This window comes from Kurthia senegalensis, from assembly GCF_000285595.1.
GTDB lineage: Bacteria > Bacillota > Bacilli > Bacillales_A > Planococcaceae > Kurthia > Kurthia senegalensis.
The window spans coordinates 28064-50627 of the sequence record NZ_HE611069.1 but is presented as its reverse complement, the minus strand read 5'-3'; the positions used below and the strand labels follow the sequence as shown (position 1 = coordinate 50627).

Below are 22564 nucleotides of genomic sequence, written 5' to 3'. Positions count from 1 at the left end.
GGAATGACAACAATGCATATTGAAAAAATAATTATTCGTCATATGAATATGACGATGAAGAGTCCTTTCACGACAAGTTTTGGCTCTGTACAACAAAAACGTTTTTTAATCGTGGAAGTACATGATGAACGAGGAAATATCGGATATGGTGAAGGAGAAGCATTTGAAGCGCCTTGGTATACAGAAGAAACGACGGAAACGTGTGCTCATATGATTGAGTGTTTTTTAGCACCACTCATTTTCGGTGCACCGATTGAACATCCTCGTGAAGTAACTGAAAGATTCCGCCCGATTCGACGAAATAATATGGCGAAAGCGGCAGTGGAATGTGCAATTTGGGACGTTTACTGTAAACGAATTCAAAAACCTCTCTGGAAACAACTTGGTGGGCGTCGCGAAAAAATCGCAGTTGGTGTAAGCATCGGCTTACAACCGACAGAAGAAGCGCTATATGAAAAAATAGAAGCGTCTCTTCAAGCAGGTTATGGTCGCATCAAGGTGAAAATTAAACGAGGACATGATGTAGAACTCGTGAAAAGTATTCGAAGTAAATATCCGACTGTTCCGTTGATGGTCGATGCCAATTCTGCATACACATTAGAAGACTTACCAATTTTAAAACAATTAGATGCATACAATTTATTAATGATTGAGCAGCCTCTCGCAGCAGATGACATTATCAATCATGCGAAGTTACAACGTCAATTGACGACACCGATTTGTTTAGATGAAAGCATTCATAGTTATGAAGATGTGTTAACAGCGATTGAATTGAAAAGCTGCCAAGTAATTAATGTAAAACAAGCGCGAGTAGGCGGTTTAACAGAAGCGAAACGAATTCATGATGTTTGTGTTGATTCGGGTATCCAAATATGGTGTGGTGGCATGTTAGAGTCAGGTATCGGACGTGCGCATGCGGTGGCACTTACTTCTTTAGAAGGTTTTACACTTCCAGGTGATACGTCAGGCTCTGTCAACTACTGGCATGAGGATCTTATCGAACCACTTGTTTCTGTTGAAGAGGGGTTTGTACATATGCGAGAAAAACCAGGGATTGGTTACGATGTAAACCGAATGAAGCTTGAAAAATATACGGAAAGTAAGCAGACGCTATTTCCTGAATAAAATAAAAGCCAGAACGACATTTTTGTCGTTCTGGCTTTTTTTGATAGGTACTAAGATAGTATTTTACCTAATGTCATTTCATCGTAAAATACGTCGTCAATTAGAAAGGCTTTTTGATGTGTACCTTCTTTCGTAAATCCGTTTTGTTCATACATATCAACCATTTCTTCACTTCGAGTACAGAGTGATACGTCTAAGCGCTGAATATTTTTCTGATGTGCCCATTGTTCAGCTTTTTCAATGAAAGATGGCACTAAGTCCAAATGTTTGTATTGATTCAAAATGTTAATAGAAATCGCAGCACGATGTTTCAAGTGAGCGGTTTGATTGTTTTTAATCAAAACAAAACCACCGATATACCCGTCCACAATCGCAACTAACAAAAGTGTATGCTCGGTTTTTTTGTATTCAACGAGACTTTTGTGTAAATGCTGAACAGTTGGATGCGCATTTATGAAGTTTTGGATGGTGAATGTCGTTTGTGTTTGAAGCGCACGTTGAAATACGAATAGTTCGCTCGCATCGTCTGCTTCTGCTTGGCGAATGTTGTATGGATGGTCGTCATCGATCGTTTGATCTGTAAAGGGGGTCGTTCGTTTAAAGGTGACATAGTAGCCCGGCAAAACATTAGCGACAAAATAGTCATTTTCTGTCCAAGCAGTGAAGTATTTTAAAGGTGATTTAGATTTGAGCCACCAACTTTTATTTAAATAAGAAGCATTCGGCAATTTTTGACCGAGAATATTTTCGAGTTCCGTAAACGAGAGTTGCAAGACAGTTTGTTTGGCACTTTTAAAATAATTTGCCAAAGGTATGTACTTCTTTTCGAGTTTTTGTTCCAAAAATGAGCACCTCTTTAATTTTAAAAACGTAATTTAATAAAATCTTATCATAATTCTTTTATTTTAGATAAAAATAATTAAAAAGTAATAAAAATACTTAAAAATATGAAAAAATTAATAAAAGTAATCGTATTTTAATATTTTTAAGAAGTTTCTGTTTTAAAAGGGAACGTGCAAAGGACGTGCGTTGTTTCTGAGGAGGGTCATTTTTTTTCCGTTTTATCTATGGTAAAATGAAGTCGGAAAAAGCAATTAATTAGGAGGAATTTTTATTATGAGTAAAGTTCTTGTTTTCGGACACAAAAACCCAGATACTGACACAATCACGTCTGCTTTAGTATATGCATATTTAAAAAATGAACTAGGTGTAGAAGCGGAAGCTGTACGCTTAGGTGAACCAAATGACGAAACAAAATTCGCATTAGAACAATTCGGCTTCGAAGCACCTCGCTTCGTGGAAAAAGTGGCGACTGAAACGAACGAAGTTATTTTAGTCGATCACAACGAATTCCAACAATCAGCAGATGATATCTCAGAAGTAACGATTACAGAAGTAATCGATCACCACCGTGTAGCGAACTTCCAAACAGCTGCACCTTTATACTACCGTGCAGAACCAGTTGGTTGTACAGCAACAATTTTAAACAAAATTTTCAAAGAAAATGACGTAACAATTCCTGCAAACATCGCTGGCTTAATGGTTTCTGCCATCGTTTCAGATACGTTATTATTAAAATCACCAACTTGCACAGAACAAGATGTGAAAGCTGCAAAAGAACTTGCAGAAATCGCTGGTGTTAATTTAGAAGAGTACGGTCTTGCAATGCTTAAAGCAGGCGCAGACCTTTCAGATAAAGCGTTAGAAGATTTATTAAATCTTGATGCAAAAGAATTCGACATGAACGGTAAAAAAGTTGTTATTGCACAAGTAAATGCTGTGGATGTAAATGATGTACTTGGTCGCCAAGACGAACTAGTAGCATTATTAAACAAAGAAGTAGAAGCAAAAGGTTTAGATTTATTCTTCTTCGTCGTAACCGACATTTTAAACAATGACTCTGTTGCTGTGCCAGCAGGCGCATTAGTTGAAGAATCTGCTAAAGCATTTAATGCAACCGTAGAAAATGGTCAAATTAACTTACCAGGCGTTGTGTCTCGTAAAAAACAAATCGTTCCTGTATTAACAGAACAATTTTAATGAGTAAGCTAAAAGCTCCTCTCGTTTAAGACGAGAGGAGCTTTTTTTATTGCTTTAAAGTACGAGCAAAATAGATGCGCGTTGTAATCGTTTTAGTTACAATAAGCTTGAGGTGAACGAACATGAAAATTAAAGTATGGTCAGATTATGTATGTCCGTTTTGTTATATCGGAAAACGTGAATTAGAAAATGCATTGAAAAAAACAGGATTCCAAGATCAAGTTGAAGTGGAATTTAAAGCGTATCAATTAGATCCAAACACACCAAAAAATACAGAAGAAACGATTCATGAAGCGTTAGCTAAAAAATATCAATCAACGCCAGAAGCGATGAAACAACAAGCAGAAGGAATTACAAATCGTGCTGCAGAAGTTGGATTGACGTATCAATTTGATGATATGCATCCAGAAAATACATTCAAAGCGCATCGTTTAGCGAAATTTGCAGCAACAAAAGGGAAAGAGAAAGAAATGACGGAACGTTTGCTACAAGGCTACTTTACGGAAAATAAACGTATTGGTTCAGAGGACGTATTAATTGAACTTGCGAAAGAAGTCGGTTTGGATGAATCAGAAGTAAAAGAAGCGTTAGAAGAAGAAAGATACGCAGCAGAAACATTAATCGACATGCAAGAAGCACAGCAAATTGGTGTTGGTGGCGTACCATTTTTCGTTATTAATGATCGTTACGCTATTTCAGGAGCACAACCGAATGAAGTATTCGTGCAAGCTATTCAAAAAGTAGCGGAAGAAGAAAATTTAAAACCGACATTACAAATGTTCGGGGATGATTCAGCTACTTGTGATGATGGACATTGTAGTTTATAAGAAGTTAGTAATAAAAAGTGAAAGTATAGCAGAATCTTGCTATACTTTTTTTGATTTTTAGAAGATATTTGTTTGATTGTGTAAAATTCAGTCGAAAGTCTGACCCGAAACGTATTGACTAAAAGACATAAATTATTTAGAATTGATTTATCTCGAAATTGAGACTTATTAAATGAAAACATAATTAAATTTAAAAATAGAAAGAAGAGAATTAATTTTGACAAACGTATTAGTAGTAAAAGCAAATAACCGCCCTGCAGACCAAGGCGTATCTTCAAAAATGTATGAAGTATTCATGAACGAAATCGAAGGTAAAGAAGGCGTAAACGTTTCAACATTCGACGTATTCGCAGAAGATATGCCTTACTTCGGTCAAGAAACTTTCAATGCTTACGGTAACTTAGCTGCAGGTAAAGAATTAGAAGGTGTTGAAGCTCGTTTAATCGCTGCACAATCAAAAGCACGTGAAGCAATTACGAATGCAGATGTTGTTGTATTCGCATTCCCATTATGGAACGGTACAATCCCAGCTCCATTACACACATTTATCGATTACACTTACGCTTCAGGCTTCTCATTTAAATACAGCCCAGAAGGTCAATTAATCTCATTATTAACTAGTAAAAAAGCAGTTCTTTTAAATGCTCGTGGTGGTTTCTACTCATCACCAGAAGCAGCTCCAATGGAACATGCTGTAAACTACATGAAACAAGTTGTTGGCGGCGTATTCGGTATGGAAATTCTTGCTGAAGTCATCATCGAAGGTCACAATGCAAACTCTGCAAAAGCAGACGAAATCAAAGAGGCTGGTTACGCAGCAGTTAAAGAAGCAGCAAACAAAGTAGCTTCATTAGTAAACGCATAATATAGTATTTATACAATAAAAAAGAGGATGCCAATCGGCATCCTCTTTTTTCATATCATTATTAAAATCAAATAAGGAATTGAATAAATCAACGTATGAAGGCCGCTCGTTCCTTTTCATTAAGTTAATAAAAAGTAAGCAGCGGCACATAAACAAATCAATGCACCAATTAGTGAAAGGTTTCTCGTGTAATGAAGGCGCCATGTCGCATTATCTGCTTGTGTAAAGAGCAGCATAATTTTTTCTGAATATATAAAGCTAACAAATAAAATAAGGGCACCGAGGAAAAATAAAATGGATGTAATCATCTAACCAATCCTTTCAAGGTAGAGCTTATTGCGTTCGTTAAAATAATGTCAAACAAGGGGAGGCTCTATAAAACGAAGCCTCAGTTTCTATTATACCGTTGTTTTACGAAAGAAACGAACGATTGCATAATTTGTTCTAACTATAGTTATTTAGAACGGAATCGACACATTAATTAGTACGCCTCTGTACGCATAAATGCAGTGTACCGTATGTATAATAAAAAGCCCCTACATTCCGACTAAGATGTAGAGGCTTTTCTTTTATTTAATGTATGTGAGTTTACGCAGGATTTGCTTCGATTTCAATGTGGATTTTAATTTCTTCACCAACGAGTACGCCACCTGTTTCAAGTGCTGCATTCCAAGATAGACCGAAGTCTTTACGGTTAATTTTACCGTCTGCTTCGAAAGCGACAACTTCAACACCCCATGGGTTTGTTCCTTTACCGTTGTATTCAGCATTGAATACGGCGGTGTTTGTTTTGCTACCAATCGTTAAATCACCTGTGATTTTATATTCATCGTCATCTGTTTTTTGGATGTCTGTTGCAACGAAAGACATTTTTGGATTGTTTTCTATATCAAAGAAGTCTGCTGAGCGTAAGTGGTTATCACGATCTTCGTTATTCGTATTAACAGAAGCAAGCTCAACTTCGAAAGAAATTTTACCGTCAGTTAAGTCTTCTGGTGTGATGTCTAAATCTGCTGTGAAACGGTCGAAATGCCCTTTCACTTTTGAAATCATCATATGTTTTGCTTGGAAACCGATTGAAGAGTGTGCTGCATCTACAGTGTATTTTGTCATGTTAAAAATTCCTCCTAAAATGTGTAAGTATGAGTTGCTTCTTTTTATAATTGAACGACGAAAATCATGTCGTTACCATTTACGTCTTTCACAATAATTTTTTCCTTTTCATCAACAAATGAAACATTTTCTTTTCGTAATTGTTGGCGAAGTTCTTCTAACTTATCTAGTGAAGATAAGTTTAAAGAGAAGCTCATTAAGCCAGATGCGTTATGTGGAGACGGTGGAGCACCGACGCCAGCCCATACGTTCATTGCGATATGGTGGTGATAGCCACCTGCAGAAACGAAGTAGGCAGAGTTATGGAAATTCGTTTTCAAATCGAAACCTAGTACGTCGAAATAAAAATGTTCTAATTGTGAATCAAGAACGGAAACGTTTAAATGCATATGACCGAGAATGGTTCCTTTAGGAAAGCCTGTCCATTCGTTTGCAGGGTCGTAAAGAGATAAAACGTCTTCTACATCAACAGGTAACGTATCTGTATCAATCATGCCATTTTCGTGAATAGTCCATTCTGATTTCGGACGGTCGTGATAAATTTCAACGCCGTTTCCTTCAGGATCTGTTAAATAAAAAGCTTCTGAGTACAAATGATCACCTGCACCGCTAAACGGAACACCTTGTTGTGCAATATTTCCGATTACGTGCGCAAGTGCTTCACGGCTTGGTACGAGAATAGCAAAATGGAATAAGCCTGTCGTACGTGGTGGACGAGGGATGCTATCGTCTTCTTGTTTCAAAATAAGAACAGCATCATCGCTACCTGCACCGAAAACAACTTCATTTTCTGTTTCATTTAATAATTGAAAACCTAATTTTTCATAGTATGCTTTTTGTTTTGAAAGGTTTAACACGCGTAGCTGTGTATAACCGAGCTTCATATTAGGATCTAATTGAAATGCCATTGTGGATAAGTCCTTTCTAAATGCAATTTTTATTAAGTTACTTTATGTAAGTAACTATATATTAATAATTTCATTACGTCAAGTAAGTTAGTTACGAAAAGTTGAAAAGTTACTTTTTTCTCGTTACAATAGAAAAACAAGGAGTGAACTATAATGGAAGAACAAGCAAACACAACACTTTGTCCGAGATTGTCAAAAGCAATGGATTTAATAGGGAAACGCTGGGTTGGCTTAATTTTATATGAGTTATTAACAGGGCCGAAACGCTTTAACCAAATGGAATCGGCTTTACCAATTAGCGGGCGTTTATTATCAGAACGTTTAAAAGAACTCGAAAAAGAAGGTTTAGTAGAACGCTCTGTTTATACAGAAGTACCTGTTCGTGTAGAATATAAGTTAACTGAAAAGGGTTTAAGCATGGGCGATACGATTAATGCGATTGAAAAATGGTCGAAACAGTGGCTTTAATAGTAGAAAAACTGTAAAATGTCTAATGTACATTCGTAAGAGAATGACTTGAAAGTAGAAAGGATTGGATTTTTCATTATGAAGATGCAATGGGCAGAAGATCTTGCAAAAATAGTCGATCCAGCAAACGTAAAATTAGATGAACCACTAAATAAATATACGATGACAAAACTTGGCGGTCCCGCTGATGTGTTCGTTATGCCAGAAACAGAAGAACAAGCGGGTGCTGTTGTAAAATATGCACGCGCAAACCAAATTGACATTCTTTTATTAGGAAATGGCTCTAATATGGTCGTTCGTGACGGCGGTGTTCGTGGTATCGTTTTAAACTTTGCAAAATTAGACAAAGTAGAAATCAATGGGCAAGAATTATATGCACAATCAGGTGCACTTATTAAAGAAGTATCAAGAATTGCTGCTTCCAATCAATTGTCTGGTTTAGAGTTTTCATGTGGTATTCCAGGATCAATTGGTGGCGCAATGGCGATGAACGCTGGCGCATACGGTGGCGAAATTAATGATGTCATTAAAAGCTGTAAAGTATTAACGAAAAATGGCGACATTTTAACGCTTTCAAAAGAAGAATTAAAATTAGGCTATCGTAAAAGTATTATCGCAGATGAAGGTTATTATGCCTTATCTTCTGTTTTCTCATTAAAAGTTGGCGACCAAGCACAAATTGATGCAACAATCGCAGACTTAACAGAGAAACGTGAATCTCGTCAACCGCTTGAATATCCTTCAGCGGGCTCTGTATTCAAACGCCCTCCAGGTCACTTTGCTGGGAAGTTAATTCAAGATAGCGGCTTACAAGGACATGGTGTCGGCGGTGCAGAAGTATCGACGAAACATGCAGGGTTTATTATTAATAAAACAGGAACAGCGACAGCAACAGACTATATTGAAACTATTCATATGGTACAACGTGTCGTAAAAGAAAAATTCGGTATTTCACTGGAAACAGAAGTGAAAATTGTCGGCGACGACGTATCGACAGCTGTTCAATAATAAGACAGTAACTTAGTCATGAAGTATCCGGTGAGATGCCAATCTAAGTAAAGGAAGCAGGGTACGCATTTAAATGTGTGTCCTGTTTTTTTATACATATAATAAATTTACGTACGTACTATTTATTTGCCGTATAATCAAAAATAAACAATTATCCGTTACGATAGGGGAGTTTAATGAGATGAAATTTGTATCTTGGAATGTAAATGGTATTCGCGCTTGCTTAAAAAAAGGTTGGCTTACGTATTTTCAAGAAGTAGATGCAGACTTTTTCTGTATTCAAGAAACGAAATGTCAAGCAGGGCAAGTTGAAATCGATTTACCAGGTTATGAACAATATTGGAATTATGCGTTGAAAAAAGGATACTCAGGGACAGCTATTTTTACGAAGCATACGCCGTTAAGTGTGAAGTATGGCGTCGGGGACCATGAAACGGAAGACGAAGGTCGTATTATTACGTTGGAGTATGAAAATTTTTATGTCGTAACGGTATACACACCGAATTCTAAAAGAGATTTAGCTAGATTAGAAGAACGTCTCGTATGGGAAGATGACCTACGCGTATATTTACAACAACTTGATGCACAAAAGCCGGTCATTTATTGCGGCGATTTGAACGTAGCACATGAGGAAATTGATTTAAAAAATGCAAAATCAAATGTAGGGAACTCTGGATTTACAGACGGAGAAAGAAGCAAGATGACTTTGCTTTTAAATAGCGGCTTTACCGATTCATTCCGTCACAAATATCCGACAGAAAGCAATCGATTTACGTGGTGGTCTTACATGAATAAAGTACGTGAGAGAAATATTGGTTGGCGCATTGATTACTTTATCGTTTCAGACCGACTCGTTCCACAAATCGAAACAGCTGAAATTCATGACCAACAACTAGGGAGCGATCATTGTCCGATTGCTTTAACACTTCATGTGGAAAAATAGTTTATTCGTCGGCGTTGGTGCTACTTTCGGTGTATTGCTAAGATATGGTTGCATGCAGTGGTTCGAAGCTTCGATTGTTCTGTGGCTTGTAAACGGATTCGGGAGTTTATTAATGGGCCTATTGAACGCTTATTTCGAAACGAAACCGAATGCACAATTGAAACTACTTTTAACGACTGGCTTTCTCGGCTCGTTTACGACCTTTTCAGCTTTTTCTGCCGACTGGCTTCATCATTTCCAACAATCACCTATTGGGAGTATTGCCTATGCATTTGGAATGACACTTGGCTGCATCGTTTGCGCAGCGGTTGGTTATGGACTCATGAAGAAAGTGAGGCATGCTAAATGACTATTTTCTTTTTGATGATCGGAGGCATACTCGGTGCAATCGTACGCTACATTTGTACGTATGTATTTGAGAAACAAGGAAGACCTTTTTACGTAGCAACGCTTCTCGTGAACTTTACCGGATCTTTTATAATCGGTTGCACGATTCCACTTCTTTTAAACGGGAGTATGACCGCTTTTTTCGTAACCGGGTTTCTCGGTGCTTTGACGACTTTTTCAACATTTGCTTTTGATGTAGTAAAACTTTGGAAAAGCAAACAAATTTCTACGAGTATTTTATACGTTGTGATGACTTTGTTTCTTAGTTTTCTTGGCGTCGTAGTTGGCTACAATTGGGTAAATCAATAGATGATAGTGTCACCGAAGTATAATTTTCTTTATAATGAAAGTAACATACATTAATGAATAGAAGGTGTAGAATATGCGACTTAAAGAATGGACAATGGAAGAACAAGAACCGCTCATTCACTTTATGACTAAAAATGAATGGCCCTATCACGTACAGTCTCACCCTGGTAGAGAATTAATTGAACGAACGATTGAAGAAGGCGGCTATGAATCGGATGATGTCAAAACATTTTGGATAGAAAATGATGAAGAACAAAAAGTCGGAATGGTTCAGTTATACGATTTGCAAGATGATATTCCAGTTTTTGATTTACGTATTGCTGAACAATGGCGTGGTCTCGGCTACGGGAAAATTGCGCTGCATTTATTAACAAAGTTTATTTTTGACTTACCGACGAAAAAAATTCGTTTAGAAGGTCATACGAGACAAGATAATGTACCGATGAGAAAAACATTTGAAAGTGTTGGATTCGTTAAAGAAGCACATTTTAGAGACGCATGGTATATGCCAAAAGAAGATGCGTATTATGATGCGGTTACGTACGGTATTACGCGGGAAGATTTTTTAGAAGAAAAGACGACTCCCGTATCATGGAACGATGAGCATGAAGAATTTGATTATAAAAAATATTGGAATTTCCCCTCTCAATTTGAGACGAGCCGCTTGCTTGTACGCATACCAGAAGAACAAGATACAGAAAAAGTGTACGAGGCAATTAAGCGCTCCGTTGCATTTTTAAAGCCGTATATGACATGGGCACAAAAAAAACCGACGCATGAAAATGTGCAAGAAAACATTCGACGAGCGATTGCGCGTTTTATGAATCGTGAAGAGCTACGCTTTCATTTATTTGATAAACAATCAAATGAATTTATCGGCTGTCTTGGCTTGCAACATATTGATTGGACGATTCCTAAATTTGAAATTGGTTATTGGATTGATGAACGTTATAGTGGTCAAGGTTATATGACAGAAGCGGTGCATAGTATGACGCTATTTGCGTTTGAAGATTTAGGAGCGAATCGTTTAGAAATACGTTGTGATCGTGATAATATTCGAAGTCGCGCGATTGCAGAGAAAAATAATTTCGAATTAGAAGGTATTTTAAAGCAAGATTCACGTAAAGCGAGTACGGGACAGCTAAGAGATACGTGCGTCTATGCAAAAATTAGTAGTATAAATTAAATAGATTAAATGAATCTCGTTAAAGTGCACGTATTTCCTTTCAATTTGTCGCATAATAAAACGATGAACTTTTAAATTGAAGGGAATGCATTAAGATGGAACAAACAGAGCAACTCATTCCGCTTAAAAATGTGACGGAAGAAATTGTTCAAGGTCTCGTAGGTTTTTTATTACATGGACCGGCATATCCGACTTATTGCGATTGTGATTTATGCGGAGAAAGAACATGTGCAATTGCATTAAACAATTTACAAAGTTTTTACGTGGCAACTGCCGAGGAACGCGACCGAGCATTTGCTGAATTAAAGCAACCGAAAAATATGGAGCAGATTAACAAACAAGTGATTCATGCAATCCACGTTGTCGGTCAAAACAAACATAAAAAGTGACGAACATTGTAAATATAAAGTAGTTGCTTACGTTTTCATGTTAGTTGTAGTAAACTAATAAGATAACGATTGAAAGAGAGGGACAGTAGATGCCGACACCAAGTATGGAAGATCACATCGAACAAATTTATTTATTAATTGATCAAAAAGGCTATGCGCGTGTATCTGATATAGCAGAAGCATTATCAGTACTTCCTTCCTCTGTTACTAAAATGGTTCAGAAACTTGATAAAGATGGTTACTTAATTTATGAAAAATATCGTGGACTTTCTTTAACGCCGAAAGGTACAAAGTTAGGGAAACGTCTCGTTGAAAGACATAGTTTATTGGAGAATTTATTACGACTCATTGGCGTCGATGAGGACTTGATTTATAACGATGTTGAAGGTATTGAACATCACCTTAGTTGGAACTCCATAGACCGTATTGCAGATTTGATTCAAGTGTTGGAAGAAAATCCACAGTTTGTTTCAAAAATTGCTGCACTGAAAGATACTGAACATCCCATTAAATAGTACGTGTCGAAGAAGAAAGGAGTTTTTTTAAAATGACTGAATTACAATCAGGAGATGTCGTAACACTTGTCGTTAAAGAAAAGTTAGCTTCACAATATGTGCTAACGAACGATGAAGTCGAGATCCCATTAAATGCCTCTGAGGTATTAGAGGAACTACAAGAAAATGATAAAGTCGAAGTATTTTTATACGCTGACCGCCGTGGAGAATTAGCTGCAACGACTGCGATTCCTACAATCCGTAAAGGAACTTATGGATGGGCACGTGTTATGAAAATGTCTCACCACGATGGTGCGACAGTTGATATTGGTACGTCTCGTGAAGTAACAGTACCAGCAGAAGATTTACCACAAATTGAAAGCTTATGGCCTAAAGTTGGTGACCATTTATACATCACATTACGTGTCGATTATAACGGGAACTTATTCGGTCGCTTAATTACAGAAGAACGCGTTATGGATCACTTCGTAGATGGTGATGAAACACTATTCAATAAAAACGTAGTAGCACGACCATATCGCTTATTACCAGTCGGTACATTTTTATTAGGTGTTGAACAACCGTACCGTATTTTTGTCCACGAAACAGAACGTGATGAAGAACCTCGCTTCGGTTCAGACGTAACGGTTCGTATTATCGAAGTAAAAGAGGACGGTACATTAAATGCTTCTATGAAGCCTCGTGTATACGAACGTCTTTCAGCAGATGCAGAGCAAATTTTTGCTTACTTAACAGAAGTTGGCGGCAAAATGCCATTCGGTGATAAATCATCACCAGACGAAATTAAAGATATGTTCGATATGAGTAAAGGTTCTTTCAAACGTGCATTAGGTACGCTAATGAAAGCCGGTCGTATTATACAAGAAGACGGTTGGACAAAAATAAAAGATTAAAGAGTGAAAAACCTTGAAACTTATTTAAGTTTCAAGGCTTTTTTTGTAGAGGAATAAAGGAAACAAAGAAGGAATGTAGTCGCTTTCTTTATTTTTTGTAAAATAAACCGAAAAATAGTATGTGAAACTTTTCAAACGATTAAATCGTAATATAAACATACTGGTTTTGAAGGAGAGAAACAAATGATGAAAAAAAGAGCTTACGCCATAGTTGCTGCATTTTGCTTAGCAACATCTGCAATAGCGACAACAGCTGCTGTGACAAGCTTTAGTCAAACAGCTTCGGCTGCAGATGTTGTCAACGAGAAACTAGGAGACCCAATCGTCGTATACGGTGGATCTTTATCAGAAAGTGAAAAACAAACCGTAAAAAACAGCTTAGGCATTACGAATAGCGTGCAAGAAGTAACCGTAACAGGAAGCGATATCGCCAAATATATAAGTGGTGGGAATGCTTCTGCTCGCTTATTTTCTTCTGCGAAAATTACACCTGAAGACAAAGGGTACGGCATTGTCGTAGACATTAAAACACCGAGTAACATTACACAAGTAACAGCAGATATGTATTCAAATGCGATGTTAACAGCAGGTATTACAGATGCTAAAGTTGAAGTAGCTGCACCAAAGCCTGTCACAGGGCACTCAGCACTTGCAGGTATTTATAAAGCATATGAAGTAACGACTGGTGAAAAATTAGATACAGAACGTACAGACGTTGCTAATCAAGAGCTAGATGTTGCAACAGATTTAGCACAAAAAGCAGGTGTTGATGAAGATAAAGTAAGTAAATTACTAACGGAAATCAAACAACAAATTGCGGACCAAAAACCAGCAACGAAAGAAGAAGTTGCTCAAATTGTCGACGATAAATTAAAAGATTTGAAAATTAGTTTAAGTGATGAAGATCGTCAATTGTTAATCGATTTAATGAATAAAATTAGCAACTTAGACATTAATTTTAACCAATGGTCAAATCAATTAAGTGATTTAGGTAGCAAATTGTCGGATTCTATTTCAGGTTTAAAAGAATCTGTGGATAATAACACAGGCTTTTGGGATAAAGTCGTGAATTGGTTCAAAAATTTATTCGGCTTAAATGACGATGAGGAATCAACGACTAAATAATATGCATACAGTTGAAGCTAGTAGCCTTAAAAAGGTTACTAGCTTTTTTATATAAAAATAAATGTTAAAACAGTTGCAAAAAAATAAGAATGTGTTAATATACTTATATCAAGTATCTTGAATTCAAGATAAAAAGGAGCGGATTATTTATGACAGTCAACGTATTAGGAATCCATCACGTATCAGCAATCACAGGAGAAATCGAACGTAATCATCACTTATTCACAACTATTTTAGGTATGCGTCTCGTGAAAAAAACAGTTAATCAAGATGACACATCTTCTTATCATTTATTTTATGCAGATGCAGTAGGAACGCCAGGAACGGATATGACATTTTTTTGATATTCCGTTAGCACGTCGCGCGTTACCAGGTGTTTCAAGCATTAATACAACAGCTTTCCGAGTGAAATCAGAGGAAGCTTTAGCCTATTGGCAAAAACGTTTTGAACAATTTGAAATCGTGCAAGAACCGATTGAAGAACGCTTCGGTCGTAAAGTATTGCCATTTAAAGATTTTGAAGATGCTCGTTACATTTTAGTTGTGGATGACGGAACACGTATCCCATACGGACAAGCTTGGACAGGTTCAGAAGTGCCTGAAGAATATGCGATTGTAGGTCTTGGTGGTGTAACATTAACTGTACGAGATGCCGCTCCAACAGCGAACGTTTTAACAAATTTATATGGTTTTGAAAAAGTAGGAAGTTATCCATCAAAAGTAGAAGGTCAACAAGATATTGCAGTCTATAGCTCAGGTTTAGGTGGTCCAGCTGGAGAAGTACATGTTGAGGAACGCAGTGACTTACCTCGTCATAGAGAAGGAAGAGGTAGTGTCCATCACGTTGCTTTCCGTGTACGTACAATGGCTGAGTATGAAGCAATGGTTGAACAATACGAAAAACTAGGTCTTCACTCTTCAGGTCGTATTGATCGTTTTTATTTCAAAGCTGTATACTATCGCGATCCAAACGGTATTTTATTTGAAGTTTCAACAGATGAACCAGGATTCGCATCAGACGAACCGCTTGAAACAATGGGCGAAAAATTAGCATTACCTCCATTTTTAGAAGCTCGTCGTGAACAAATTGAGGCAGGTTTAAAACCACTTCACTTCGAACGATAGGCACGAAGAGTATTTCAGAAAAAGTTGTGCTACAATTACGGTAATTTAGTAGAGGGAGTGAATAGTATGGAATTTGAGTTTTCTAATCGTGGTGGAGAAGAATTTGCATTTGAACATCTTGTAGGTGACAAAGCAGATGCGGAGATTATTTGGACACAGTTAGGTGATGTAATGGTCGTTGAACATACATTCGTAGACAATTCACTTCGAGGTCAAGGTGTCGCCAAACAATTATTAAATCGTGCAGCTGATTATGCACGTGAAAAAAATTATAAAATTGAAGCAGTTTGCTCATATGTTGTAGCTGCTTTTGAAAAATCAAATGATTACGATGATGTAAAAGTTTCGTAATTGTGACAAACGTCTAGCTTGCTAGGCGTTTTTTTTATGGCATAAAAAGGGTATAAGTAAATAACAATAGAATAGTACAGGAGAGTGGATTGGTGGCATTGAGATGACATTTTAGAGGAAGGTGAGGTTATTTTGAACCGTACAGTTGAAAAAGTATTAGCACTTATTGCATCGATTTTAAATGTATTCGGCATCGCTTCAACAGGCATCATTTTATTCAGTCTGGATAGCTTGAAAAATAGTGATTATTTACAAGAAAAAGTACAGCAAAATGTGAATCAAGAAATTTCGATGACAGAAATTCAAAATATATTTGAGTTGTTTGGCTCGCTCGGCTGGCTAGTGATTGTCGTATTACTCATTAGTTTAATACTCGGAACAGCAGGTATGATTAAATTGCGTACAGATGCGAAGTTTGCGGGAATTTTATTTATTGGAGCGGGTGTTTTTGCCTGCATTATGTCCTTACCGTCTATTTTATTTTATATTGCTGCTATTCTTTGTTTTACGCGTCATAAAAATCAACTACAAGAATCACCAGTCGGTAAAAATCGTCAACATATCCCTTCAGGAAATCCAGAACAATACAAATAAAAAACCTACGAATACAAGTCGTAGGCGGGCGTTAATTTTATGCATTAACTAATCTGCCGTTGATTAAATCACGGACTAAATCTTTAATGTTTTGCGGAATGGTTGTTAGTTCATCTAATTGTTTATAAATAATCATATGTTGGAGCATCGCAATTAATGCACCGATGATACCGACTTTTAAAATCGTAATGTCGACGTTTGGTAATAACCCTTTGGCAACACGTTTTTCAAGTTCTACATCACTTTCTAGCACTTGATGAAATAGCTTTAAATATGATTCAGAAGCTTCGGGGTACTTTACAGATTCGCTGAATAAAATGATATATTGTTGTAAATTATTTTCTACTTTTTTAAAAAATGTTTCCATCCAATGCTCGATTAACTCAGCGTTCGTAAAGTGGCTGCAGTCAGCTAGATCTTCTACGATATACGTCGGTTGAATCGAAGCAATTAGCAGCTCCTTTTTACTTTTATAATATTTATACATCGTCGCTTCAGACACATTAGCGCCACGAGCAATCTCAGCTGTTGAAGTCGCATCAAAACCTTTGGAATAAAATAATTCACGAGCAATCGTTAATATACGTTGCTTCGTTAAGTCGCCTTTTGTTGGCATAGTAAACGCGTCATCCTTTCAAATTTGGTGCTATACTAAATAGTAGCACAAAACGAACGCCGCTTCATTTTGTAAATAAAATAAATCACGTGAAGATTATTTTATTAAAAAAAAGGGTATTTAATTCAGTAAATCTTTCATCACTACTTGGAGGTTATGAAAATGGGGAAAAATAAATATATATTAGCAGGTTTAGCTGCAGGGGCATATGCTTACTTACGTAAAAAAGAAAATCGTGACAAAGCAGTTGAGGCTTTCAATAGCACAAAAGCAAAAGTAGAAGAGTTTATCGCTCAACAAAAAGAAACGATTACGAATAAAGTAGAAGAAGTTAAAAATACGGCAACATCTTCTAATGACAACGAAATGACAAAAGGCGAGTCAACGGCGATTCCAGATCGCGATACGTCTTATTACATTGAAGAAAAAGAAATGGTCGATGAAGGTGCCTTAACGACTGTTCAATATTTCAACGATCAAGTTCAAGAACAAGTAAATGAAAAAGAAAATTTAGAATACTATATCGAAGAAAAAGAAATGGTCGACGAAGGTGCGCTTACAAAAGTAAGCTATGAGAATGAAAAATCTCAAGAACATACAGAAAAACAAGAAGCGTATCATTTAGATGAAAAAGACATGGTTGGCGAAGGTGCCTTAACGACCGTTCAATATCAAAATGAAGAACAACATGAGGAACATCATAAAAAAGCATAATAAAAAAGACTGCGATGAGTACTCATCGCAGTCTTTTTTTCGTTTCTTAGTTTTCTGAAGGTAACATTGTACCGTGTTCAGCTAAGTTTGTATGGAATGAGAAAGCTTTTCCAAGCATGTGAGGTGTTTGACCACCGACAGTTGCTTTTGCTTCTTCGTAATATGCTTTTAATGCATCTTTGTACATTGGATGTGCGCAATTTTCGATAATTAATTCAGCGCGTTCGCGAGGAGTTAATCCGCGTAAATCAGCAATCCCTTGTTCTGTTACAACGACATCTACATCATGTTCGTTATGATCTACGTGAGAAACCATTGGAACGATTGAAGAGATTTTGCCGTCTTTGGCAACAGATTTTGTAACGAAGATTGATAGGCGACCAGCACGAGCGAAGTCACCAGAACCACCGATACCATTCATCATTTTGCTACCTGATACGTGTGTTGAGTTTACGTTGCCATAAATATCAAATTCAAGTGCTGTATTCATACAAATAAGACCTAAGCGACGAATGACTTCAGGGCTGTTTGAAATGTCTTGAGGACGTAATACAAGTTTGTCAGCGTAGTCTTTTAGACGAGGCATAACGGCATCCATTTTTTCGCGAGATAAAGTGAATGAACAGCAAGAAGCTGATTTTACTTTACCGGCGTCAATTAAATCGAATACGGCATCTTGTAGTACTTCAGAGAATACTTCTAAGTCTTCGAATTCAGAATCAACCATACCTGCTAATACAGCGTTGGCTACTGAACCGATACCAGATTGTAGTGGAGCTAATGTATTTGTTAAACGACCTTTTTTGATTTCAGAACGGAAGAAATCAAGTAGGAAGTTAGCCATTTGTTGTGTTTCAGCATCTGCTGGGACGATTGTAGATGGAGAATCTTCTTGTTCTGTAACGACGATTGCCACTACTTTGTCCATGTTTAATTTAATTCCTTTAGCACCGATACGATCGTTTGCGTGCATAATTGGAATTGGACCACGTTCGCCTTGTTTTTCAGGCATATAAATATCGTGTAATCCTTCTAATTCAGCTGGAGCAGCAACGTTTAATTCCACGATTACTTTATCAGCTGATTCTACGTAGATTGGTGAGTTCCCAACAGAAGTTGTTGGAATTAAATAACCATCTTCTGTAATGGCAGTAGCTTCGATAATTGCTACATCAATTTTCATTGCACCTTGACGTAAGTATTCAGAAGTCACTGATAAATGTTGGTCGATGAAGCCAACATCGCCTTTGTTAATGTGACCACGCATTGTGCGGTCTACTTGGAAAGGTAAACGTTTACGAACGATACCAGCATCAGACATTACAGCATCCGTATCGAAACCAAGTGAAGCACCTGTATATACGTCAACTTTAAAGTCTTCTAAATCTTTCGCGCGTTTTGCTAATGCGTGAGGTACAAATTTTGCATCTCCAGCACGAGTAAATCCACTTAAACCAAGAACATTACCATTTTCGATTAACGCACATGCTTCGTCAGCAGACATGATTTTGTCTTCTAATCCAGCATAACGTAATCTTTCTTCGACTTTACTAGTCATATAAATCCTTCTTTCTTAATTCAAAAAATCCTATTTGAAGAGGTAAAAACCCCACTATAAGCAATTTTATCACCAAATTGTCACAAATTCTTTTTTCGTTGTAATAAAGGGATAAATAGTCGTAATTTAGAGAAATTTAAAGCTTGTTATAGCATAATGGTTAGTCGAATAAGGATATGACTAGGAGGGCTTATTTTATGTAAATATGGTGACAAACTGCTGGAATGATAGCTTTTTAACATAAAAAAACCCAGAATCGAAAAAATCCCGGGTTCATAGTAAAATTTATTCCAACGACACCAGTTCTAGAAACCTAGTGAACGACGGAAGTAACTAGCATAGCGTTGACTTACAGGTATGCGTGTTCCGTCTTTCATAATTAATAGGAATGTAGAGTGAGAGTCTGGTTGGATTTCATCGATATAATCAATGTTAACGATATAAGAACGATGACAACGAATGAATGTATCAGGTGATAAGAATAATTCTAGATCACTTAAATTAAGACGGTGATAACCTTCTTTTTTCATCGTTTTCACAAATGTTTTACGAAGTTGTGTTTCTAAGTAAATCACTTCATTATGTTTTACCGGGTACCAACAATCGTCAATTTTAATTGTGATGTAATTTGTTAAGAATGGAGACGGTTTTTGAGGGAAAATTGCTGTAATAGCCCCCTTTGTTTCGCCTTCTTCTAACAATGGGATACTCATACCATAGTACGGTACACCGAACACATCTGGTTCGATAAATGAGTTAATTTTTTGTCCGTAATCAAGTGCTTTGTGCGTTGCTGAACCTTCTGGAATTTCGTCACCAGGCTTAATTTTTAAATCAATTTTCTTACTTGGTTGATAATATAAGTATTTTTCAGTGTCCGAGATGACGATAGAAGTATTATCTGGGAAAAATTCTTTAATGACCTCTATTAGTTCTTCGATAGATTTGGGATCCATTCATTTATACCTCGTTTCTTTCGTTATCTTAAATACATTTCATCCTGTCATAACATTTTACTATAGATTGATTCTAAAATTAAGTACTTAAAATAAATGTAATATTCAAAATTGTTGATGTTAGCTAAAAATGAAACAAAAGACTCTCATATCGTAACAAAAAAATGATATTTTGTCGACTTATGTAGAATGAACTATAACATGTTAAAAATATAATAAATTTTACATATTTTTTTAGACGAAATGCTTTCCCTTTCCTGTATATTATTGTATAATTTTTATAAAAATCACTCAATTACTCACAGTTTATAATAAGTAGTAAGAACTACTAATTGGAATAATCTTTAAAATGTATGTTTTTGAAATAATTATTTATGTTACTATTTTCGTTTAGGAAAGTTTAAAACTCATTACAAAATGCGTATTTTAAGAAAGATGGGGGATTCTATATGCTACAAGACCAATATTCTATCTCAGAAGCTATTTCAAAGCGTTATTTTCAAGAAATTGAAACGATGAATCGTTATGATGGTGTGGAAAAAATCTTTGAAATTGAGGCTCAACTATTAAGAGAAATTTATCAATTAGAAACGGACGCAGCGAAAGAATCATTAAGAAGTTTACTTGATCTTCTATCACAACGCTCTGGAAAACATTTTTTCAAAGCAATTCGACACTACTTCATTATTCTCTCTTCAGTCGTCACACGTCGATTAATTGAAAATCAAGCACCATTAAAAAAAGCATTCGCATTCAATACAGCTTGTGTGGAGATGATTGATGAGCGAATGAACGATGCGGAATTTTTACAATTCGCAGATGATTTAATTGAATTTTATATTTATGTTATTTCAGAACGTAAACAACCGTCATACAAACACCAAACGGTTAATAAAGTGATTATGTTTATTGATGATGAAGTAGAAACAGATTTATCAGTAGAAGATATTGCACAACATTTTACTATTAGTACGAGTCATTTATCTCGTATTTTCAAAGAACACGTAGGTATTACGCTCGTTGAATATTTAAACGTTCGTCGAGTAGAAGAGTCACAATATTACTTACGCCATACGAATAAAAGTATCTCGGACATTTCGGAACAATTCCATTTTTGTAACCAAAGTTACTACACGCGTATTTTCAAAAAATATGTTGGCCTAACACCCAAACATTTCCGTGATCAACCAGAACATGAGTATTTCCGCTTTCAACTACCGGAGCGTTTAGTTTAAAAAGAAATGTTTCATAATTTATCTTTTCTTTAATTTGATTACTGATAGTTAAATACGGTATACTTCACTTAGTTTAATAGAATAATGTAGGTGAAAAAAAGTGAAGAAGAAACTAGGTTTACTTTCATTAATTGGTCTTGCTCCGTTTATCTTAGCGGGCTGTGACTCAATTGAGAACAAAACAGGCTTTTTTTATAGCACATTCGTAAAACCTATGGATTTCTTGCTTGATTTCTTCGGGAATACTGTTTTCGATGGAGGATACGGTGGTGCGATCATTATCATCACGGTTATTATCCGTCTAATCTTGATGCCATTTATGTTGAAGACGTATAAAAATCAACAAGGTATGAAGGCGAAAATGGATAAACTTCGTCCAGAAATGGAAGAAATCCAAAAGAAAATTAAAGCAACGAAGTCTAAAGAAGAGCAAATGGCACTTCAACAAGAGATGATGGGTCTTTATAAAAAATATGATGTCAGCCCTCTAAACATGGGTTGTCTTCCTATGATTATCCAAATGCCAATCATCATGGGGTTATACTATGCGATTCGTTACTCTAGTGAAGTTCAAGGACATGAGTTCCTATGGTTTAAACTAGGTAACACAGATATTATTATGACGTTGATTGCCGGTGCAATTTACTTCTGGCAATCAAAAGTATCGATGGCAAATATGCCTACGCAGCAACAAGCTCAAATGAAAATTATGATGTTCATTTCTCCAATCATGATTATGGTTATTTCATTCTCAAGTATGTCTGCATTACCACTTTACTGGTCAGTATCTGGTTTATTATTAGTATTCCAAACGTTACTTGGGCAAAAAATTTATCCACCAATGGACGCTGACGGAAACATTATCAAAAAAGAGAAAAAATCTCTTTTCGGTAAAAAAGAAGAAGTTAGTGTTGTGGAAAAACAAGAAAAACGTAAATTAACTCCTGCTGAACGTGCAGCGAAAGCGCAAAAAAGCAACAAGAAAAAATAAAGAATGATGGGTCAGAGTGCTTGCGCTTTGACCTATTTTTTCGTAAAAGAGGTGAAACAAACGATGCAAAAAATAGTAGGGATCATTATGGCGATTGCGAGTGTATTAGCGGTTTACTTTATCATTAAAGAACAATTCAATATAGCTGTCATTTTAATTGCGGTAACATTTACGTTAACTAATGGAGTACGTGCGAAAGATATGGTCGCAAAAGGGTATGTGAAAGAAGCTAAATTCGTGCGTGGTGTTGCGATATTCTTCGGAATTTTAGCAGTAGCAGCAATCGCTTCTTTATTCGTATAAAACAGTATGGGGTGAACGAT

General features: G+C 36.4%; 27 protein-coding genes and 1 pseudogene. 21 read left to right on the top strand and 7 right to left on the bottom strand.

Annotated features, from left to right (window positions below; all coding sequences use genetic code 11):
* Positions 1-12 precede the first annotated feature (12 nt).
* On the top strand, positions 13-1125 hold the full coding sequence (gene menC / locus KSHG_RS12860; RefSeq protein ID WP_010307366.1) for an o-succinylbenzoate synthase: 1113 nt from the start codon (positions 13-15) through the stop codon (positions 1123-1125).
* 50 nt (positions 1126-1175) lie between these two features.
* On the opposite strand, the gene KSHG_RS12855 is transcribed toward menC, so the two are convergent.
* A complete protein-coding gene (locus KSHG_RS12855) occupies positions 1176-1934 on the bottom strand; it encodes a GNAT family N-acetyltransferase (RefSeq protein WP_161600742.1) in 759 nt (252 codons plus the stop codon).
* 307 nt (positions 1935-2241) lie between these two features.
* Between KSHG_RS12855 and KSHG_RS12850 the strand changes: the two genes are divergently transcribed.
* From KSHG_RS12850 to KSHG_RS12840, 3 genes are all read left to right on the top strand, one after another.
* Positions 2242-3165: a manganese-dependent inorganic pyrophosphatase gene (locus KSHG_RS12850; protein WP_010307364.1), complete on the top strand. Its 924-nt coding sequence runs from the start codon at positions 2242-2244 to the stop codon at positions 3163-3165.
* A gap of 122 nt (positions 3166-3287) precedes the next feature.
* Positions 3288-3992, top strand: coding sequence for a DsbA family oxidoreductase (locus tag KSHG_RS12845; RefSeq protein ID WP_010307363.1), 705 nt, complete (start codon positions 3288-3290; stop codon positions 3990-3992).
* Between the two features lie 217 nt (positions 3993-4209).
* The gene (locus tag KSHG_RS12840; RefSeq protein ID WP_010307362.1) at positions 4210-4857 is read left to right on the top strand and encodes an FMN-dependent NADH-azoreductase; all 648 of its coding nucleotides are present in this window, start codon (positions 4210-4212) and stop codon (positions 4855-4857) included.
* A gap of 119 nt (positions 4858-4976) precedes the next feature.
* Here the strand turns inward: KSHG_RS12840 and KSHG_RS18425 are convergent, their stop codons facing one another.
* From KSHG_RS18425 to KSHG_RS12830, 3 genes are all read right to left on the bottom strand, one after another.
* On the bottom strand, positions 4977-5165 hold the full coding sequence (locus KSHG_RS18425; RefSeq protein WP_147630548.1) for a hypothetical protein: 189 nt from the start codon (positions 5163-5165) through the stop codon (positions 4977-4979).
* 280 nt (positions 5166-5445) lie between these two features.
* Positions 5446-5970 carry a YceI family protein gene (locus tag KSHG_RS12835; RefSeq protein WP_010307361.1) on the bottom strand — a complete coding sequence of 175 codons (525 nt, stop codon included), beginning with the start codon at positions 5968-5970 and terminating at the stop codon, positions 5446-5448.
* Between the two features lie 44 nt (positions 5971-6014).
* Positions 6015-6878, bottom strand: coding sequence for a VOC family protein (locus tag KSHG_RS12830; protein WP_010307360.1), 864 nt, complete (start codon positions 6876-6878; stop codon positions 6015-6017).
* A gap of 153 nt (positions 6879-7031) precedes the next feature.
* Between KSHG_RS12830 and KSHG_RS12825 the strand changes: the two genes are divergently transcribed.
* From KSHG_RS12825 to KSHG_RS12765, 13 genes and pseudogenes are all read left to right on the top strand, one after another.
* Positions 7032-7346: a winged helix-turn-helix transcriptional regulator gene (locus tag KSHG_RS12825; RefSeq protein ID WP_010307358.1), complete on the top strand. Its 315-nt coding sequence runs from the start codon at positions 7032-7034 to the stop codon at positions 7344-7346.
* Between the two features lie 75 nt (positions 7347-7421).
* Positions 7422-8354 carry a UDP-N-acetylmuramate dehydrogenase gene (murB, locus tag KSHG_RS12820; RefSeq protein WP_026022603.1) on the top strand — a complete coding sequence of 311 codons (933 nt, stop codon included), beginning with the start codon at positions 7422-7424 and terminating at the stop codon, positions 8352-8354.
* A gap of 181 nt (positions 8355-8535) precedes the next feature.
* A complete protein-coding gene (locus KSHG_RS12815; RefSeq protein ID WP_010307353.1) occupies positions 8536-9297 on the top strand; it encodes an exodeoxyribonuclease III in 762 nt (253 codons plus the stop codon).
* A complete protein-coding gene (locus KSHG_RS12810) occupies positions 9284-9646 on the top strand; it encodes a fluoride efflux transporter FluC (RefSeq protein ID WP_026022602.1) in 363 nt (120 codons plus the stop codon). Before KSHG_RS12815 ends, KSHG_RS12810 begins: the two co-directional genes overlap by 14 nt.
* The gene (crcB, locus tag KSHG_RS12805; protein WP_010307348.1) at positions 9643-9993 is read left to right on the top strand and encodes a fluoride efflux transporter CrcB; all 351 of its coding nucleotides are present in this window, start codon (positions 9643-9645) and stop codon (positions 9991-9993) included. Before KSHG_RS12810 ends, crcB begins: the two co-directional genes overlap by 4 nt.
* Positions 9994-10066: 73 nt before the next feature.
* Positions 10067-11179 (top strand): GNAT family N-acetyltransferase, encoded by a 1113-nt coding sequence (locus KSHG_RS12800; RefSeq protein WP_010307345.1) that lies wholly within the window; start codon positions 10067-10069, stop codon positions 11177-11179.
* Positions 11180-11274: 95 nt separating this feature from the next.
* Positions 11275-11568: a late competence development ComFB family protein gene (locus KSHG_RS12795; RefSeq protein ID WP_010307342.1), complete on the top strand. Its 294-nt coding sequence runs from the start codon at positions 11275-11277 to the stop codon at positions 11566-11568.
* A gap of 89 nt (positions 11569-11657) precedes the next feature.
* A complete protein-coding gene (gene mntR / locus KSHG_RS12790) occupies positions 11658-12083 on the top strand; it encodes a transcriptional regulator MntR (protein WP_010307338.1) in 426 nt (141 codons plus the stop codon).
* A 32-nt stretch (positions 12084-12115) separates the two neighbouring features.
* On the top strand, positions 12116-12976 hold the full coding sequence (locus KSHG_RS12785; RefSeq protein WP_010307335.1) for a CvfB family protein: 861 nt from the start codon (positions 12116-12118) through the stop codon (positions 12974-12976).
* 186 nt (positions 12977-13162) lie between these two features.
* Positions 13163-14101: a DUF1002 domain-containing protein gene (locus KSHG_RS12780; RefSeq protein WP_042232069.1), complete on the top strand. Its 939-nt coding sequence runs from the start codon at positions 13163-13165 to the stop codon at positions 14099-14101.
* Between the two features lie 149 nt (positions 14102-14250).
* A pseudogene (locus KSHG_RS17010) lies at positions 14251-15226 on the top strand (ring-cleaving dioxygenase).
* Between the two features lie 66 nt (positions 15227-15292).
* Positions 15293-15577 carry a GNAT family N-acetyltransferase gene (locus tag KSHG_RS12770; RefSeq protein WP_010307329.1) on the top strand — a complete coding sequence of 95 codons (285 nt, stop codon included), beginning with the start codon at positions 15293-15295 and terminating at the stop codon, positions 15575-15577.
* Between the two features lie 132 nt (positions 15578-15709).
* Positions 15710-16171: a DUF4064 domain-containing protein gene (locus tag KSHG_RS12765; RefSeq protein ID WP_010307326.1), complete on the top strand. Its 462-nt coding sequence runs from the start codon at positions 15710-15712 to the stop codon at positions 16169-16171.
* Between the two features lie 37 nt (positions 16172-16208).
* Here KSHG_RS12765 and KSHG_RS12760 read toward each other — a convergent pair whose 3' ends face one another.
* The gene (locus KSHG_RS12760) at positions 16209-16787 is read right to left on the bottom strand and encodes a TetR/AcrR family transcriptional regulator (protein ID WP_010307324.1); all 579 of its coding nucleotides are present in this window, start codon (positions 16785-16787) and stop codon (positions 16209-16211) included.
* A gap of 162 nt (positions 16788-16949) precedes the next feature.
* On the opposite strand from KSHG_RS12760, the gene KSHG_RS18605 reads away from it, so the two are divergent.
* On the top strand, positions 16950-17501 hold the full coding sequence (locus tag KSHG_RS18605) for a hypothetical protein (protein ID WP_010307321.1): 552 nt from the start codon (positions 16950-16952) through the stop codon (positions 17499-17501).
* A gap of 46 nt (positions 17502-17547) precedes the next feature.
* Here the strand turns inward: KSHG_RS18605 and KSHG_RS12750 are convergent, their stop codons facing one another.
* Together KSHG_RS12750 and KSHG_RS12745 are read right to left on the bottom strand one after the other, a co-directional pair.
* On the bottom strand, positions 17548-19059 hold the full coding sequence (locus KSHG_RS12750) for a succinate CoA transferase (RefSeq protein ID WP_010307318.1): 1512 nt from the start codon (positions 19057-19059) through the stop codon (positions 17548-17550).
* Positions 19060-19364: 305 nt separating this feature from the next.
* A complete protein-coding gene (locus tag KSHG_RS12745; protein WP_010307316.1) occupies positions 19365-20015 on the bottom strand; it encodes a LytTR family DNA-binding domain-containing protein in 651 nt (216 codons plus the stop codon).
* A gap of 449 nt (positions 20016-20464) precedes the next feature.
* On the opposite strand from KSHG_RS12745, the gene KSHG_RS12740 reads away from it, so the two are divergent.
* The 3 genes from KSHG_RS12740 (at position 20465) to KSHG_RS12730 (ending at position 22544) form a co-directional block, all read left to right on the top strand.
* Positions 20465-21250 carry an AraC family transcriptional regulator gene (locus tag KSHG_RS12740; RefSeq protein ID WP_010307315.1) on the top strand — a complete coding sequence of 262 codons (786 nt, stop codon included), beginning with the start codon at positions 20465-20467 and terminating at the stop codon, positions 21248-21250.
* 100 nt (positions 21251-21350) lie between these two features.
* Complete coding sequence (gene yidC / locus KSHG_RS12735) at positions 21351-22241, top strand: membrane protein insertase YidC (RefSeq protein ID WP_010307313.1); 891 nt, start codon at positions 21351-21353, stop codon at positions 22239-22241.
* Positions 22242-22304: 63 nt separating this feature from the next.
* Positions 22305-22544, top strand: a complete 240-nt coding sequence (locus KSHG_RS12730) for a hypothetical protein (RefSeq protein WP_010307311.1) — start codon at positions 22305-22307, stop codon at positions 22542-22544.
* Positions 22545-22564: the final 20 nt, after the last annotated feature.

Coding starts and splice junctions, on each gene's coding strand:
- menC (WP_010307366.1), top strand. CDS start 13: ATGCATATTGAAAAAATAATTATTCGTCATATGAATATGACGATGAAG.
- KSHG_RS12850 (WP_010307364.1), top strand. CDS start 2,242: ATGAGTAAAGTTCTTGTTTTCGGACACAAAAACCCAGATACTGACACA.
- KSHG_RS12845 (WP_010307363.1), top strand. CDS start 3,288: ATGAAAATTAAAGTATGGTCAGATTATGTATGTCCGTTTTGTTATATC.
- KSHG_RS18425 (WP_147630548.1), bottom strand. CDS start 5,165: ATGATTACATCCATTTTATTTTTCCTCGGTGCCCTTATTTTATTTGTT.
- KSHG_RS12835 (WP_010307361.1), bottom strand. CDS start 5,970: ATGACAAAATACACTGTAGATGCAGCACACTCTTCAATCGGTTTCCAA.
- KSHG_RS12830 (WP_010307360.1), bottom strand. CDS start 6,878: ATGGCATTTCAATTAGATCCTAATATGAAGCTCGGTTATACACAGCTA.
- KSHG_RS12825 (WP_010307358.1), top strand. CDS start 7,032: ATGGAAGAACAAGCAAACACAACACTTTGTCCGAGATTGTCAAAAGCA.
- KSHG_RS12815 (WP_010307353.1), top strand. CDS start 8,536: ATGAAATTTGTATCTTGGAATGTAAATGGTATTCGCGCTTGCTTAAAA.
- KSHG_RS12810 (WP_026022602.1), top strand. CDS start 9,284: ATGTGGAAAAATAGTTTATTCGTCGGCGTTGGTGCTACTTTCGGTGTA.
- crcB (WP_010307348.1), top strand. CDS start 9,643: ATGACTATTTTCTTTTTGATGATCGGAGGCATACTCGGTGCAATCGTA.
- KSHG_RS12800 (WP_010307345.1), top strand. CDS start 10,067: ATGCGACTTAAAGAATGGACAATGGAAGAACAAGAACCGCTCATTCAC.
- KSHG_RS12795 (WP_010307342.1), top strand. CDS start 11,275: ATGGAACAAACAGAGCAACTCATTCCGCTTAAAAATGTGACGGAAGAA.
- mntR (WP_010307338.1), top strand. CDS start 11,658: ATGCCGACACCAAGTATGGAAGATCACATCGAACAAATTTATTTATTA.
- KSHG_RS12785 (WP_010307335.1), top strand. CDS start 12,116: ATGACTGAATTACAATCAGGAGATGTCGTAACACTTGTCGTTAAAGAA.
- KSHG_RS12780 (WP_042232069.1), top strand. CDS start 13,163: ATGAAAAAAAGAGCTTACGCCATAGTTGCTGCATTTTGCTTAGCAACA.
- KSHG_RS12770 (WP_010307329.1), top strand. CDS start 15,293: ATGGAATTTGAGTTTTCTAATCGTGGTGGAGAAGAATTTGCATTTGAA.
- KSHG_RS12760 (WP_010307324.1), bottom strand. CDS start 16,787: ATGCCAACAAAAGGCGACTTAACGAAGCAACGTATATTAACGATTGCT.
- KSHG_RS18605 (WP_010307321.1), top strand. CDS start 16,950: ATGGGGAAAAATAAATATATATTAGCAGGTTTAGCTGCAGGGGCATAT.
- KSHG_RS12750 (WP_010307318.1), bottom strand. CDS start 19,059: ATGACTAGTAAAGTCGAAGAAAGATTACGTTATGCTGGATTAGAAGAC.
- KSHG_RS12745 (WP_010307316.1), bottom strand. CDS start 20,015: ATGGATCCCAAATCTATCGAAGAACTAATAGAGGTCATTAAAGAATTT.
- KSHG_RS12740 (WP_010307315.1), top strand. CDS start 20,465: ATGCTACAAGACCAATATTCTATCTCAGAAGCTATTTCAAAGCGTTAT.
- KSHG_RS12730 (WP_010307311.1), top strand. CDS start 22,305: ATGCAAAAAATAGTAGGGATCATTATGGCGATTGCGAGTGTATTAGCG.